The sequence below is a fragment of the Treponema sp. UBA3813 genome (genome assembly GCA_002368605.1).
Lineage (GTDB): Bacteria > Spirochaetota > Spirochaetia > Treponematales > Treponemataceae > Treponema_D.
In genome coordinates, this window is record DFEB01000069.1 from 73,556 (window position 1) to 88,877 (window position 15,322).

Here is a 15,322-nt window from a genome sequence, read left to right on the forward strand (position 1 = left end):
AATGGGTAAGGGGATTTTATGATAATCCGGCAGCGTTTAATCGCACTTTTTATTTCTGTTGTAATGTGTGTTTTTGCACCATTGACAATCTATTCACAGGATTCATCTTCATCTGATACTTGGTATTACGGGGCTGTCATTAAGTCTGTTACTTTCAAAGGCTTGAAAAATGTCCGTAGCAAAGAACTTGAAGGCGTTGTCTCTGGCTTTTATGGAAAGAAATTCAACGATGAAGTGTTCGCCGACATGATGGATCGTATCTATGCCCTTGATTTGTTCGATGAAATCAATCCTGAAGCTATTCCGGGCGATATGAAACGAAGCACGGTTACGATTACATTTTTTGTCACCGAAAAACCTGCCATAAGTAGGATTTTAGTCTCAGGAAACAGGCAGCTTCGCACGGCAGAAATAAAAGAATCTATCACCTCAAAAGAAAAAGATATTTTCGTAGCGTCAAAACTTCCGATAGATGAGCGCGCGATTCGTGATCATTACCTTGAAAAGGGGTTTACGAATATCAAAGTTTCTTCATCTACAAAAAAAACAGCTAAGGGTATTGAAATCACTTATACAGTTGATGAAGGACACCCGACTGTTATTGCCCATATCAATTTCTCTGGTAATAAAATCATTTCTTCAAAAACACTGAAGAAAAAAATTAAACTCAAGGAAATCGGTATCATAAGCAAAGGCGCTTTTCAGGAGTCTATGCTTGAGGCTGACCGTCAGGCAATCCTCGCTTACTATGCAAACGAAGGATACATTGACGCAGATGTCATAGATATTACTCAGACTGTCGAGCAAAATGATAAGAAAAAGCGTGATGAGCTTACGATTACTTTTGTTATTAGTGAAGGCTCTCAGTATACTTACGAAGGTGTTTCTTTTGTTGGAAACCGAATCTTTTCTGATGAGGAATTACAGTCGAAAGTCAAACTCAAGAAAGGCTCTGTTTTTGATCAGACAAAGTTCAACGAAGGTATCATGGCTGTCGCTGATTTGTACTATGAAAATGGATACACTTCAAATCGTTTCCAGCAGATTCCTGAAAAAGATGTCGAAAAGAAAACTATTTCTTACCAGTTCATGGTTATGGAAAATGTCCGTTCTCATGTTGAGGATATTATAATCAAAGGAAACACCAGAACAAAGGAGCATGTAATCCGTCGGGAAATTCCTATTGAGTCTGGTGATATTTTCTCAAAAGCAAAAGTCACGACAGGTCTTCGTAATCTATACAACCTTCAGTATTTCAGTGCCGTAGTCCCTGATATCGTTCCAGGTTCAGAAGAAAACCTTGTTGATTTGATTGTCTCTGTAGAGGAACAGTCCACAACCTCTATTGAATTTGGCGTAACATTCAGTGGAGTTTCTGATCCGGATGAACTTCCCTTTGCTTTGTTTGTAAAATGGCAGGACAGCAATTTCAAAGGAAGCGGCCGTTCAATCAGCGCAAGTTCAACTGTCTCTACAGGAACTCAGTCTGTAGGTTTGAGTTATGGAACAAACTGGTTCGGGGATTTACCAATCTCTACATCCATAAGTACAGAAATTGCCCATTCGAGCCTTGACGCTTACCGCGTAAAGATTAATAAAGACGGAACTCTCACAGATGATTCATATTATATGGATTACGAGCAGTGGCGATGGTCTTCTGGCTTTACACTTGGACGCCGATGGACTCCGGATTTTGCGATTCTTTCTTGGACGGGCGGTATCACAACAAGTCTCAAGAATAATATTTACGATGAGGATGTCTATTATCCGACTGACGCGGCTGTCAGTAAATATGCAAACCATTGGGGATGGCAAAACTCTATTTGGACGGCCTTTTCTATCGATGACCGTGATGTAAACTATGATCCTTCAAAAGGCTGGTTTGCGAGCCAAAAATTCACATGGTATGGTCTTACTCCTTATGAAAGCGAATATTTCTTGCGAACTGATACAAAACTTGAGAAATATTTTACTTTGCTTAAATTCCCGATTACAGAGAATTGGACTTACAAACTCGTCTTCATGGCATATTCTGGTCTTTCTCTGCAATTCCCAAAACCTGGTACAGGAATCGGCGATACAAGCAAATTGCATATCGACGGTATGTTCATTGGCCGTGGTTGGACATCAATTTATAACAAGGTAATGGGCAAGGCTTTGTGGAACAACATTGTTGAACTTCGAATGCCTCTTGTGCCTGGCGTACTTGCCCTTGATTTGTTCGGGGATGCCGTTATCGTAAAAAGCGAGCCAAAAGATATTATGAATGATATTACTCTTCAGGATTTCTACTTCAGTGTTGGTCCTGGAATTCGCTTTACGATTCCTCAGTTCCCCTTGCGCTTGCTTTTTGCAAATACATTCCGCATCAATGACGAAAAGGATGTTGAATGGGATAAAAACTGGAAGTTCGTTCTTTCATTCAATATTCCAAATAAATAATGTCGATTTTCATCGAGAGGTAATGTTATGACTTTTAAGAAGATTTCTGTTTTGGCGATTTTAACTTTTGTTTTTTCTTCTGGTCTTTTTGCCCAGCAGATTACCCGATTTGGAGTTGTTGATACGGCAAAAGTCTATCAGGCTTATTTCCGCAATTCAGCCCCAGTACGCAATTATGAATCAAAAAAGACTGAATTTCAGCGAGAAATTGCAAAGCGTACAGAAGAAATCCAAAAACTTAAGCAGCAGAAGGCGGAGTATACTTCCTCAGGAAATGATTCTGCCGCTTCACGATTAGAGGCTGATATTATCAAAAAAACTGATGCCCTTACTGAATATACGAACGCAAAGAATATTGAGCTTGAATCCATGAAAAACAGTTTGCAGAATTCAGATTCTTTCTATAAAAAACTATATTCTGTGCTTGAGCGCGTTGCCGAAGACGGCGGTTACAGCATGATTCTTTCCCTACAGCAGAATAATGCGATTCTTTGGTACTCTTCCTCAGTTGATGTCACTGATAAGGTAATCGCAGCCCTCGGTATGTAGAATGGCTCGCTCAAAAGATGCCCTTGTCGCAGGTTCTGTTCAGTCTCGTGCAGAACCGGGCGAACTCACTCCGGTAATGCTCCAGTATCTCTCAATCAAAGAAGAACATAAGGATGAAGTGCTGTTTTTCCGTCTGGGTGATTTTTATGAAATGTTCAACCAAGATGCGATAGAGGTTTCAAGGCTTTTAAATCTTACCCTTACGCATCGCGGAGCAGCTCCCATGTGTGGCATTCCCTTTCACGCCGCTAAAATCTACATAGCCCGCCTTTTGCGCTGTGGCAAAAGAATTGCAATCTGTGAACAAATTGGCGACCCGAAAGCAAAAGGTCTCACCGAGCGCAAGGTCATCGAAATCATTACGCCTGGAACGGCCCTTGAAAGCGAATATCTTGACGGAGGCGCTAACAACTTCCTTGCCTGTCTCTGCCTTCAGAAAGGGCGGGCGGGATTTGCTTACCTTGATGTCACCACTTCAGACTTTTTTGCGACGAGTTGGTACGAATCCGACATGGAAGAGAATTTCTCAAAGGAAATTGGTCGTTGTCATCCGCGGGAACTTTTGCTTCCCCAGTCTCTCGAAAAAAATGAAATCGTTCAGAATACTCTCTTGCAAAACGAAGAAATTGCCGTCTCTTACTACCCGGATTGGAATTTTGACCAGAGCCTTTCTTATAAAAGGCTTTTGGCTCAATTCAAAACCGTGAATTTACAGGGCTTTTCCCTAGACGAAAAATCTCCCGAAGTCGCTCCTGCTGGTTTTTTGCTTGATTATCTTCAAAAAACGGCGACCACAAATGCTCCCCATGTTACGGGCATTAAAGTCTACCGCGACAGCCAGTTTGTCATTATGGATGATTCTTCACGGCGTAATCTTGAAATCGTGGAGAATTTGCGGGACGGAAGCAGTCAGTTTTCTCTTTTAGAGTGCCTTTCTCACACGGAAACGGCTATGGGAAAACGGCTTTTGCGTTCATGGCTTTTGTACCCACTCACAAATGTCGAAGAAATCCGCGGACGGCAGAATCATGTGGAACTTTTCGTCAAAAACCGTAATCTCCTCGAATTTGTCCATGAGCTTTTCGGAAATATCCTTGATATAGAGAGACTTGCTGGTCGGGTCGCTATGGAGCGGGCCCATGCAAAAGATGTTCAGGCTCTTCGTGCAAGTCTTGAAAACTGGCTCAAAGTTCGTGAACAGCTTGATTCTTGCGGCTTCACTCATACCGAAAAAAATCTTGCCGAGCAGATTGTCGCCCTTATAAAAAACGCAATTCTCGAAGACCCGGCCACGGCTTTGGGAGAGGGAAGAATCATTAAAGAAGGTTGGTCGGCCGAGCTGGACGAATACCGCAGAATCCACGACAATGTAAACAAAATCCTTGACGATTATGCAGAAGAAGAAAAGGCTGCCACCGGAATCCAAAATCTTCGTATCCGCAGTAATTCTCTCACTGGCTACTACATAGAAATCACCAGGGGCAAAAGCGAGCAGGTTCCGGCTCATTTTATTCTCCGCCGAGCCCTTACCAATGCCGATCGTTACACAACGGTGCGCTTGCAGGAAATTGAAAAACAAATCGGTGAAGCTGAGCTTAAAATTACCGAAACGGAAAAAGCTCTTTTCCTTGAGCTCCGATCGAAAATAGCAGAGCACACGAATTATCTTCTTCAGACGGCAAAAGAAATTGCCTATGCGGATGTCACGAGCTCTCTCGCTTATGCGGCCCTTCTTCACGGCTGGGTAAAGCCCTTTGTGGACAATTCAAAGGATTTTATCATTAAAGGTGGCCGTCACCCAGTGGTTGAACTCCATCTTCCCAGTGGCGAATTTGTCCCCAATGACATAGAAATTTCTGCCGAAAAGGAAAGTAAATCAGCTTATTTTGCCCTTATAACCGGTCCGAATATGGCGGGTAAATCAACCTATCTGCGCCAGAATGCCCTCATTGCCCTTCTTGCTCAAATTGGTTCATTTGTCCCGGCTAAAGAGGCTCATATCGGTGCAGTTGACCGCATTTTCTGCCGCGTTGGGGCCAGCGATAATCTTGCGCGGGGCGAGTCAACCTTCCTCGTGGAAATGACTGAAACCGCCTACATTTTGCGAACGGCGACCGAAAAATCATTCGTAATTATGGATGAAGTGGGTCGGGGAACTAGCACGGAGGACGGTCTTTCCATCGCCTGGGCCGTTTCTGAATATCTCTTGAATGCCCTTAAATGCAAGACGCTTTTTGCCACACATTATCATGAGCTTACTCGGCTCGATCATCCTTCGCTTAAATTGCTTTGCATGGAAGTCAGTGAAGAAGCCGATAAAATCACTTTCCTCCGAAAAATCAAGGAAGGTGCCAGTGAAAATTCATACGGAATTCATGTCGCTTCCCTTGCAGGCCTTCCCCAAAGCGTAATTCGTCGCGCTAACGAGATTTTGAACACCCTTCAGAAGGGAGCAGATTCTGCCGTAAGCGAAAATGCCGGCTCACTTCAGACCTTGCAGACATCCGCCGAGGAAAAGCCTCTTGAAAAATCCGTCTCAATGCCAGGCCTTTTCAGCGATGAAGAGCTTGTTCTTGACGAAATCTTGAGTTGCGACCCAGATGACATGACTCCGCGCCAGGCCCTTGATTTAGTTGCCCGTTGGAAAAAATCCCTGAGTGGAAGATAATGGGGAAAGTCTTCCAAATGCGCTGTCCCGAAAAAAAATATAACAAAAAATTATTTCTTTCCGTTGCCGAAAATTGCTTTTTTTTGCCTATGTATAGGTGATGTCAGGGAAAAATCTTTCTTTTAAAAAAAGCTCTTTCACTTTTTGCTTTGTTTTGCAATGCATAGTACAGGATTTTATTTCTTTGCTGCTTGGCGGCGAGAGATGTTTGCGCTGCTCAAAGAAGAGCCTCCGTATTCCCTTGTGCAAGAATTGCCTTCCCCAATTGCGTTCTTTCGGTTTTAGGAATTCATGCACAAAGTGCGGCCGGGAACTTGTGAGCGAAATCAGAGTCTGCTCTTATTGCAGGGAAAGTCCAGCCTTGCAAAGTGTTGACGGTGCGTTTTCTCTCTACGGCTATCAGTTGTGGAAGAAGTCTCTGCTCTTTGCTTGGAAAATGGAAGACAAGCGAAATCTTTCTCCTTATTTTGCCGTCCTTTTTTATGAAAAACTCTGTGCCATCGAAAATGAATTGGGATTTTCTTTGGCTGTCGTTCCTGTTCCTCCCCGTGCAGGAAAAATCCGTGAGCGTGGCTGGGATCAGATTGAAGAATTGTGTTTTTATCTTGAAAAAGGCTGGGGGGTGAAAGTCTTTCGTCTGCTTGAGCGGCTTTCTCACATTCAGCAGAAAAAACTCGACCGTCTTCAGCGAATTGAGGGAATTTCATCGTCTTACAGGCTTAAAAATAAGAGGAAAATCCGCAAATTTTGCAAAAAAATTCCAGAAGCTGTCGTTCTTGCGGATGATGTGCTCACTACAGGCTCAACAATAGAAGCCTGTGCCCGTGAGTTAAAGGCTTTTGGTGTAAGGAAGGTGTTTTCCCTGACTTTATTTATCGTAGATTGATATTATATTGAATTTTGATTTGCATTTTACTAAATCTATCGTTATACTGTAAGGACTAGTAATATTTTTTTTCTTAATGAGGTCTAGAATTATGGAAGAAGAGATTAAAGGATATACAATCCAAGAAGCAATAGCCGAAGCACGCCGTTGCTTGAATTGCCCGAAGCCAATGTGCCGCACGGGATGTCCAATCGAAAATGACATTCCGGCTTTTAATCATGCGGTTTCTTTGGGTAACTTTGGCGAGGCGCGTACTATTGTTGCTCAGCGAAGTAATCTTCCAGCTATCTGTGGCCGTGTTTGTCCTCATGAAAATCAGTGTGAAGGTCATTGTGTTCTTGCAAAAGCAGGCAAAGGAATTAAGATTGGTATGATTGAGCGATTCATTGCTGATTTCGATACAGAAATGAATCTCAATCGGGAAAAGAAAATAGAAAAAATCGGCGGAAAAGTTGCCGTTATCGGTTCTGGTCCTGCCGGTCTTACTGTTGCAGGCGACTTGGCCCGCAAAGGATACGAGGTCGTTGTTTACGAAGGCGAGAGCGAGCCGGGCGGAGTCCTTCTCTATGGTATTCCTGAATTCCGTTTGCCAAAAGATGTTGTCCGAAACACTACCAAAAAAATCGCTGATTTGGGGGTTCAGTTCGTTACAAATACAATGGTGGGCACAGATATTACGATTGACGAACTTTTCAAGAATGGTTTTGACGCTGTGTTCATCGGAACTGGAACGGCACTTTCAAAAGACCTTGATATTCCTGGCAAAGAGCTCAAGGGAATCATTCAGTCAAATTATCTCTTGCGCATGGTTCGTCTCTATCAGGACGGCAATGTCGAAAAGAGCGAAGTGCCGATTGACGAGGGAGATGAAGTTATCGTTATTGGTGCGGGAAATGTCGCTATGGATGCATGTCGTACGGCAATCCGCATGAAGGCAAAAAAGGTAACAGTCGCATACCGCAAGACCGTGGAGTTCATGCGTGCGGCAAAGGCTGAATATGACGGCGCGCTTTCTGATGGCGTTGAATTTAAATGGGAACATGCTCCGCTTGAGTATGTCGGTGAAAATGGCATTGTCACTGGGCTTAAATGCCAGACTCCCAACGGCGAGGTAATCTTGCCTGCAAATAAAATCCTTATCGCAATTGGTTCTCGACCAGCAGCTCGCATTATCAGCACTACCGAAGGAATCGAGGCAGATGAGGGCGGCTTCGTTGTTACAAAGCAAAAGCCCTACGGTATGACCACGAAGCGAGGTGTTTTTGCTGGTGGTGATGTCGTTCACAAACCGGCTACTGTTGTACTTGCAATGCGTGAGGCAAAAAAAGTCGCTGTTGGAATTTCAGAGTTCCTCGAAGCGAAAAAATTGCTTGGTGAATAAAAAACAGTCTAGGAGTTAATCTAGGGGGATATATGGCAGAAAATACTCAGATTCAGTTAGTTACATTCCAGCTTGGCGGAGAAATCTATGGCGTGGACATCATGGATGTAAAAGAAATCGTCAAAGTAACGAAAGTTCGTCCGATTCCAAACGCTCCTTTCTATGTCGAAGGAATTTTCAATCTCCGAAGCGAAATTATTCCAGTTATCAATTTGCACAAACGGTTCCAAATTCAAAAACTTGCTGTTGCCGAAGGTGACGAAGAGTTTGAAGGCGGATTCATCATTTTGAACATCGAGAACAACCGCATCGGCATTATCATTGACCGAATTGCCCGCGTCGTTGCCATTGATACGGCTGACATCAAAGATCCGCCGCAGATGATTAGCGGAATCGGCACTGAGTACATACACGGCGTTATTCGTCAGGATGATAAATATCTCATCATGCTCGATATGCGCCGCTTGTTTAATGCTAAAGAACTTCAGAAGATTCTTGATCCGGGCGATTCAAGCGCAGGTGAAGAAGAGTAATTCATGATTCAGACCTTTAGCTCAACGATTCGCAGAAAGGAAATGGATGCGGTTTTAACTTGCATGGTTGATGAAAAACTTGGACCTGGCGAGTTAAACGCAAAATTAATTCAAAGCGTAAAAGAATTTACCGGTTGTGATGGAGCTGTTGCGTTCAGAAGTCCGGCGATTGCATTCTCCTATGTTTTAAAAGCATTGGATTTACAGCCAGGCTCTTCTGTGATGATTTCAGCCCTTGCTCCGTCATGGCATTATACAGCTGTTAAAAATTTAGGATATGAGCCTCTCGTTTTAGATGTTAATGAAGATGATGGTTTGCTTTCTCCAGAGGCTGTTGAAGAGGGAATAAAAAAAGGCGGAAGACTTCTTCTTCTTCATGAGACTATGGGAATTTTGCCAAAAATCGAAGGAATCCTTTCTTTTGGCATCCCTGTAATTGAGGATATTTCCCATTCAGTTGGAGCAAGCTATGTTTTTTCAGCCGCAGAAGAAGATTCTGCCGCTAAAAGTGAAGACTCTGGTAAAAAAGCTGGAATGGCAGGCCTTTATTCTATTCTTGGTCTTGAATCGAACGATACCATTACGGCTGGAGGCGGTGCTGTTCTTATCGCGCCAAAACGCCGGGAGTGGATCGTTCTCAAAAAGTTCACAGATGCCGCTCCCGAAACGGATATTCTGCCAGATATGAACAGTGCGCTGGGCTTTATTCAACTCAAGGAATTTGCCCGCAACGAGCAGGCCAGAAAGGCTTTGTTTGCGATTTTCCAAAAATCACTCATGAGCGGAAAAAACAAGACTTTCGCCCGTGATGCCGAAAATGGCTCAACGATTTGGTCTTTTCCGGTGGTGCTTTCTGGAAGTTTTAAAGACGCGAAACAATATGCCTCGCGAAAAGAAATTGAAATTCGTCCGGCATACGAAAAATCAGTAATTGCCGTCCTTGAAGAAATGGAGCAGGCAAATTATATTCATGCGAAGTCGCTTTTCCTTCGCACCGTGCTTTTTCCTCTTTATCCTCGTTTGGGGTCGGAATCAGCAACAAAAATCGCAAAAGTGTTGGGGACATTGCCGTAAAAATTTATGAAAGTAAAAAAGTCGCTCATCGTCGTAAACAGTTTTAAGGAAGAATCAAAGACTCTCGGCGCTGAAATCCAGGCATATCTTAAAAATCTTGGGATTCAGGCTGATATCTTTGTCTTCAACGGATTCTCTGAGCAGTATCCATTCTATGGCTACGATTTTGTCATTACGATGGGCGGTGACGGCACGGTCTTGTTCGCCGCACGGGGTTGCGCGCCTATGGGCATCCCCATTTTCCCTGTGAATTTTGGTTCTTTCGGCTTTATTGCCAGCGTCCAGCGGGGAGAATGGAAAAAGGAACTTGACGACTTTTTGGCTGGTAATTCCGTCATCGATGAGCGGAGTATGCTCCGGGCTGATTTGATTCGCGGAGGTCAGCGAAGATTAACGGCCACGGGGTTAAACGATATCGTTATTTGCGGCAAAACGGCGGCACATACGATTTCTTTCAATGTTCTTTATGATAAGGTTCCTCTCGGAGAAATAAAAGCCGACGGAATCATAATTTCCACGGCCACCGGCTCTACGGCTTATTCTGCCAGCGCAGGCGGACCAATCATTGACCCTGGCTTGGATGCTATGGTCTTAACCCTTATGAACGCATTTTCTCTTTCAAGTCGGCCTTTGGTTCTAAGTCCAGACGGTTCTCTTGAAATTGAGATTCTTCCTTCCCGAATTTCAGATGTAGTTATCAGCGTTGATGGTCAGATTCCGGTTGATTTGCATGTTGGCGATGTCATCAGAATCAATCAAATCGATGACAAGGCCAAGTTGATTGGCTGCACCAAAGAAAAATTCTACAACGCCCTTCGCTCAAAATTAAACTGGTCGGGAGGTCCGCAACATGCTTGAAGATCTTTCAATTAAAGATTTTGCCCTCATTGATCAGGCTTCCCTTGAATTCGGCGAAGGATTTACGGTTCTTTCTGGAGAAACCGGAGCGGGTAAGTCTCTCTTAATCGGAGCACTCTCTTTTCTTCTTGGCGGCAAGGCTGGCGTTGAGCAAATCCGCACTGGAGCACATGAATCGGTCGTTTCCGGCACATTTTTCTTAGGCAAAACTCCTCAAACGGTAAGGGAACTTTCTCCAGAAGATGAGCCTTCCAACGCTTTTGAGTGGCTTAATCTCCATGGCATTGAAGCTGAGGACAGCCGTGTGCTTTTGCGTCGGGTAATCCGCGAAAACGGTAAGTCAGGAGCCTGGATTGGAAGCACTCCCGTCACACGCTCTGATTTGGCCGAATTCAGTTCATTTTTAATCGACATTCACGGCCAGCACGAGCATCAGTCTCTCATGAAAGTGAGCGAGCACCGTAAATTCCTTGATTCTTACGCGGCTCTTACTGAGCGGGTCGCTGAATTCACTTCCCTTTATTCAGAATTAGTCGCCAAACGAAAATTGCTTGATGAGCTTAATTCCGATGACCGGGACAGGGCGCAAAAAATCGATTTTCTCACCTTTGCCGTAAAAGAAATCAGCGAGGCAAAACTAAAGCCAAACGAAGACATTGAGCTTGACGAAGAAGAAAAAAAACTTTCCTCTTTTGAAAAACTTTATTCCGATGTGGAGCAGCTTAATTCTGCTCTTTCTGGCGGAGAAGGCGAGGCTGTTGTCTCAATGCTTAAAAAACTCCGTGTCATTGCAGACAGCGCCGCTTCCTCAGACAAGTCACTTCAAAAACTTTCAGAGCGATTGGACAGTGCCTTTTATGAGCTTTCCGACATTGCAGATGAATACAAATCCTACGAGCAGGGGCTTGTTTTTGACCCGGCCCGCCTTGCAGAGGTTCAGGAGAGGCAGACCCTTATCTACAATCTCAAAAAGAAATACGCTTTCTCTGTTTCGGCTCCCCTTGCAGAAGTTATTTCATATTGCGAAAAAGCCAAGAGTCGCCTTGAAGAGTTAGACGGCTCTTCCAACAAAAAAGACGCTCTTGAAAAAGAAATCGCCGAACTGGGCAAAAAAGTCTATGTCGAGGCGAAAAAGATTTCCGAAGCGCGAAAAGCTGCCGCCCAGAAAATGTCGGCTGGAGTCGTCTCTGTGCTTTCTGCCCTGGGCATGAATGGAACTCGTTTTTCTGTTCAGGTGGCAGAAAAATCCGGAACAGATGTTACCCAGAAATGCGGGCCTTACGGAATAGATGACATCGAATTCCTTATCAGCGCAAACCCCGGCCAGCCCTTGCAGCCACTTGCAAAAATTGCCTCTGGCGGTGAGTTGAGCCGTGTCATGCTTTCCCTCAAAACGATTCTCTGCCAGTCGGATTCGACGGGCGAATCTACCGTGGGAACCATGATTTTCGATGAGATTGACACGGGAATTGGCGGCGAGGTGGCTGTCTCAATCGGAAGTCACCTTAAAAAACTTGCAAAAAATCGGCAGGTTTTGTGTATCACACATCTTGCAAGCATCGCCGTTTATGCCGATAATCAAATTAAGATAGAAAAAGCAGTCTCAGACGGAATGACGCAGACTCATGTTCATGGAATTTCCGGCGAAGAGCGGGTTTCTGAGATTGCCCGAATGCTCTCTGGGGACACGGCGAGTGCCGAATCATTGGAACACGCCCGGTCAATGCTTGCTAAGTTTGGGGGGATAAACTGATGGCAAAAGTTATGACTGAAAATCGCGAACTCTGTGAAATCAAGTGCGAACCGTACAAAAAAATGATAAAGGAAGCTACAGACCGCGAGACGCAGGTTTTGGAATCTATAAAAAAAACACCGGCGGGCGTAGAATATCAAAAACTTAATCTCTGTGATGAGATGATTGGCGTTGCAACCTATTATATACAAATCAACGCACTTACTGTCGAGTTAGTTAATACAAAGGATAATGAAGCCCTGAATAATGCGCGAAAAATGCTCTACAAGGCGATTATCTATTTGGAAGAAGTTGTTTCAAATGTGGTTGATGCCCTGCAGTCTGACATGGAAGAAAAACTTGCTTCGATTTCAAATGCTTCCGTAGAAAAAAGATTTTATTTAATCCGTAAACTCGGACTCTGTATCGATATTCTTATTGAGGCTTTTGGTGACAACTCAAAATGGAAAGAGTCTTTCGTTGAATTGCAGGGACGCTTTGCAACTGTCGCAAAAAATCTTCTCGATCTAAAAAAAGCAACAAAAGATTATTTTGATCCCAATTCCCCGGACTATGAGACTTCTGTCCTTTACATCCGCCTTATTCGCAAATTGTATGATCAGTCGGCGACAGCCTATCGTGACCGATATGAGCTTGCCACCCACCGAATTGATGATATGCGCATTGCGATTTTGTTCCTTTCTGGTGCACGGCGTGTGGCAATTGCACTTGGAGAAGCAGAGGAAGCTGAAGAAATCAAAAAGAAGGCCGGCGTATGGAAGCAAAAGGTTGAAGCCGACCAAAAACGAGGCGTTGCAAAATAATGCAAAACAACTTGGACAAAAAACTGATTCTCAAAATCTTCGAAGGATTTTCTATCCAGCGGTGGAATGATTTGGTTCGTCCTTTTGATTTAGTCGAAATGGACAAAGCCGCCGAAAAAATGGTTGCGGCATACATAATCGGAAAATATGAAGAAAGTGAAGGCCACTCAATCGACTGGGAATGGATGATTTATGCCTCTCTCTTCGATTTGCTCAAAAAAATCACGCTGAGCGATATAAAATCTCCTGTCCAGCAGATGATTCGCGAAAAATACCCCGCTGAATATAAAAAACTCAATGAATGGGTTCTCTCAAAATACGCCGGCATTGTTTCGGATTCAGACTTGCTTGCTCGCTTTGAAAATTTCCTTGAGCTTGACGCAAATCTTAGCCGAAGCGATTTTTCACTCACGGAGAGAGTTCTTGAGGCCGCTCATAAATTCTCTACGCTTAGGGAACTTGAGATGATTGCCCCGGTCAATGAAAAAGAGCGTATTGTCACGATTCATAAAGAACTGAGCGAAAATTTAAAGCAGTACCTTGACTTAAAGGGAGTGAAATTGCTTTTGGAGCGAAAGCAGCCCTTCCACTTTATTATGAAGACGGAGCAACTTCGCTTTCAGACTAGGTGGAATCAGACTCCCCGCGTTCCAGAAACCAGCGTTCTGGGACATTGCTTTTTCGTGGCGGTGGGAACTCTTCTTCTTCTCCGTGCAACTGGTGAAAAACCTTGTGCAAAAAGGCTTTTTAATGATTTTTTCAGCGCCCTCTTCCACGACTTACCAGAGTCTGTCACCAGGGACATTATTTCCCCAGTCAAGCAGGCTACTAACGAACTTCCCGGTATCGTGAAGCAAATCGAAGACGAAATCGTTCACGCCGAGCTTGTTCCGCTTATGGACGAATCTTATGTGGACGAAATTCTTTATTTTACGAATGATGAATTCCAGAACCGCATCCTTGTGACCGAGCTTGACGGACAGAAAACGGCGCAGGCTGTCAGCTGGGAGGAATTGCGCGACAATTACAATTCTGATGTCTATTCTCCTGTTGACGGAAAACTGGTGCGACTGGCTGACCATTTGAGTGCTTTTATCGAGGCGGATTCTTCAATCAAATACGGAATCACTAGTAAGCAGCTTACGGGAGGCCGGGACAATATCCTTAAAAGCTATCTTTCTGGCACGAAAATCAACGGAATCGACGCCATGCAGCTTTTCTGGTCTATCATGGAAGATTAAAAAACTGAAAGTTGAGCCTAAAAAAGGAAAATTGTTAATTTTTTACTTACTTTTGCCGAAAATTTCTAAGATATGAAATGTTCGGTTTTTAAAGTCGTTTTTTCAATTTTGATTTTCTCGGCTGTCTCTTATTTATATTCTGACACGATTCACGAGGTTCAGAAGGGTGAGACATTATATTCCATAAGCAAAAAGTACGGAGTGTCTGTTGCAGATGTTCAGTCTGCCAACGGTTTGTCTGACAATGGTATCAAAGTCGGTCAGAAAATCAAGATTCCTGACGGAAAAACAAGTGGAGCGGCTCCGTCCGTGAGTTCAAAAACTTCAGCAGCTACGACTTCTGCTCCTGTTGCGGCAAAGCCGACTTCTAATCCTGCCTCCACGACAAAGGCGGCCACTTCTTCAGATGAAAGTTACATTGTTCAAAAAGGAGAGACATGGTTCGGCATCTCGAAAAAATACGGAATCACGGTTGCTGACTTACAGAAATTGAACGGAGTTGGAAGCGATGCGGCTTTGAAAGTTGGACAAAAAATAAAGGTTCCCGGAGAAAAATCGGGGGCTAAAAATGCTGTATCTACGGCAAAAAATGTTACAGAAACAGGGAAAAAAGCTGAAGAAGTTAAGAAAACTGAATCAAAAGTTCCTGATTTGGAAAATCCGCGCTCTTATTCGGGTAAAAAAGCTGATTCTTCGTTAGTCTGGCCTGTAAAAACTGAAAACATTGTCTATATCAATGGAAAAGTCGGCGGCGTGAGCATGGCAGCAAAGAAAGACGAAGAAGTGAAGGCAATCCGCGCTGGAACTGTCATGTTCTCCGGCTCTTACCGAGGTTTTGGAAATGTTGTTTTCATTCAGAGTAAAACAGGGCATATTTACGCATACACAGGACTTGGCTCAATTGATGTTTCAAAAGGCGATTACATAAATTACAGTTCAGAAATCGGCACGGCCGGAATTGACACATACACTGGAAAGTCACAGATATCACTCATGGTATTTCAGAACGGGCAGCCAATCGACCCTGCAAAAGCTCCGAGGGGATAAAAAGTTAAAAACCCTGGCTTTTCCTGTTGACACGCCCGCCCTGTTTTTGATATGATTCACAACATCACGGGGGCGTAGCGAAGCTGG

General features: G+C 43.9%; 12 protein-coding genes. All 12 read left to right on the forward strand.

The genetic code is table 11. The features are described 5' to 3' along the window. Nucleotides 1-18 precede the first annotated feature (18 nt). Nucleotides 19-2,442, forward strand: coding sequence for an outer membrane protein assembly factor BamA (gene bamA, locus B2089_RS10645; RefSeq protein ID WP_296323927.1), 2,424 nt, complete (start codon nucleotides 19-21; stop codon nucleotides 2,440-2,442). A 27-nt stretch (nucleotides 2,443-2,469) separates the two neighbouring features. Then, a complete protein-coding gene (locus B2089_RS10650) occupies nucleotides 2,470-2,991 on the forward strand; it encodes an OmpH family outer membrane protein (RefSeq protein ID WP_296323916.1) in 522 nt (173 codons plus the stop codon). Between the two features lies 1 nt (nucleotide 2,992). Continuing rightward, the gene (gene mutS / locus B2089_RS10655) at nucleotides 2,993-5,659 is read left to right on the forward strand and encodes a DNA mismatch repair protein MutS (RefSeq protein ID WP_296323914.1); all 2,667 of its coding nucleotides are present in this window, start codon (nucleotides 2,993-2,995) and stop codon (nucleotides 5,657-5,659) included. Nucleotides 5,660-5,975: 316 nt separating this feature from the next. Continuing rightward, complete coding sequence (locus B2089_RS10660) at nucleotides 5,976-6,545, forward strand: ComF family protein (protein ID WP_296323912.1); 570 nt, start codon at nucleotides 5,976-5,978, stop codon at nucleotides 6,543-6,545. Nucleotides 6,546-6,636: 91 nt separating this feature from the next. Next, entirely contained in the window at nucleotides 6,637-7,926 is a 1,290-nt protein-coding gene (locus tag B2089_RS10665) for an NAD(P)-dependent oxidoreductase (protein WP_296323909.1), read from the forward strand. A gap of 32 nt (nucleotides 7,927-7,958) precedes the next feature. Next, on the forward strand, nucleotides 7,959-8,459 hold the full coding sequence (locus B2089_RS10670) for a chemotaxis protein CheW (RefSeq protein ID WP_296323899.1): 501 nt from the start codon (nucleotides 7,959-7,961) through the stop codon (nucleotides 8,457-8,459). A gap of 3 nt (nucleotides 8,460-8,462) precedes the next feature. Then, complete coding sequence (locus B2089_RS10675; protein ID WP_296323896.1) at nucleotides 8,463-9,533, forward strand: DegT/DnrJ/EryC1/StrS family aminotransferase; 1,071 nt, start codon at nucleotides 8,463-8,465, stop codon at nucleotides 9,531-9,533. 6 nt (nucleotides 9,534-9,539) lie between these two features. Then, on the forward strand, nucleotides 9,540-10,391 hold the full coding sequence (locus B2089_RS10680; protein ID WP_296323893.1) for an NAD(+)/NADH kinase: 852 nt from the start codon (nucleotides 9,540-9,542) through the stop codon (nucleotides 10,389-10,391). After that, the gene (gene recN, locus B2089_RS10685) at nucleotides 10,384-12,144 is read left to right on the forward strand and encodes a DNA repair protein RecN (RefSeq protein ID WP_296323890.1); all 1,761 of its coding nucleotides are present in this window, start codon (nucleotides 10,384-10,386) and stop codon (nucleotides 12,142-12,144) included. Before B2089_RS10680 ends, recN begins: the two co-directional genes overlap by 8 nt. Beyond that, complete coding sequence (locus tag B2089_RS10690) at nucleotides 12,144-12,947, forward strand: hypothetical protein (RefSeq protein WP_296323887.1); 804 nt, start codon at nucleotides 12,144-12,146, stop codon at nucleotides 12,945-12,947. Before recN ends, B2089_RS10690 begins: the two co-directional genes overlap by 1 nt. Then, nucleotides 12,947-14,188: an HD domain-containing protein gene (locus B2089_RS10695; protein ID WP_296323875.1), complete on the forward strand. Its 1,242-nt coding sequence runs from the start codon at nucleotides 12,947-12,949 to the stop codon at nucleotides 14,186-14,188. The genes B2089_RS10690 and B2089_RS10695 overlap by 1 nt, the downstream gene beginning before the upstream one ends. 72 nt (nucleotides 14,189-14,260) lie before the next feature. Then, complete coding sequence (locus tag B2089_RS10700) at nucleotides 14,261-15,235, forward strand: LysM peptidoglycan-binding domain-containing protein (protein WP_296323873.1); 975 nt, start codon at nucleotides 14,261-14,263, stop codon at nucleotides 15,233-15,235. The last annotated feature ends 87 nt before the right edge of the window (nucleotides 15,236-15,322 follow it).

What these genes read in the sequence shown, in the direction of transcription:
- bamA (WP_296323927.1), top strand. Translation starts at nt 19, where the DNA reads ATGATAATCCGGCAGCGTTTAATCGCACTTTTTATTTCTGTTGTAATG.
- B2089_RS10650 (WP_296323916.1), top strand. Translation starts at nt 2,470, where the DNA reads ATGACTTTTAAGAAGATTTCTGTTTTGGCGATTTTAACTTTTGTTTTT.
- mutS (WP_296323914.1), top strand. Translation starts at nt 2,993, where the DNA reads ATGGCTCGCTCAAAAGATGCCCTTGTCGCAGGTTCTGTTCAGTCTCGT.
- B2089_RS10665 (WP_296323909.1), top strand. Translation starts at nt 6,637, where the DNA reads ATGGAAGAAGAGATTAAAGGATATACAATCCAAGAAGCAATAGCCGAA.
- B2089_RS10670 (WP_296323899.1), top strand. Translation starts at nt 7,959, where the DNA reads ATGGCAGAAAATACTCAGATTCAGTTAGTTACATTCCAGCTTGGCGGA.
- B2089_RS10675 (WP_296323896.1), top strand. Translation starts at nt 8,463, where the DNA reads ATGATTCAGACCTTTAGCTCAACGATTCGCAGAAAGGAAATGGATGCG.
- B2089_RS10680 (WP_296323893.1), top strand. Translation starts at nt 9,540, where the DNA reads ATGAAAGTAAAAAAGTCGCTCATCGTCGTAAACAGTTTTAAGGAAGAA.
- recN (WP_296323890.1), top strand. Translation starts at nt 10,384, where the DNA reads ATGCTTGAAGATCTTTCAATTAAAGATTTTGCCCTCATTGATCAGGCT.
- B2089_RS10690 (WP_296323887.1), top strand. Translation starts at nt 12,144, where the DNA reads ATGGCAAAAGTTATGACTGAAAATCGCGAACTCTGTGAAATCAAGTGC.
- B2089_RS10695 (WP_296323875.1), top strand. Translation starts at nt 12,947, where the DNA reads ATGCAAAACAACTTGGACAAAAAACTGATTCTCAAAATCTTCGAAGGA.
- B2089_RS10700 (WP_296323873.1), top strand. Translation starts at nt 14,261, where the DNA reads ATGAAATGTTCGGTTTTTAAAGTCGTTTTTTCAATTTTGATTTTCTCG.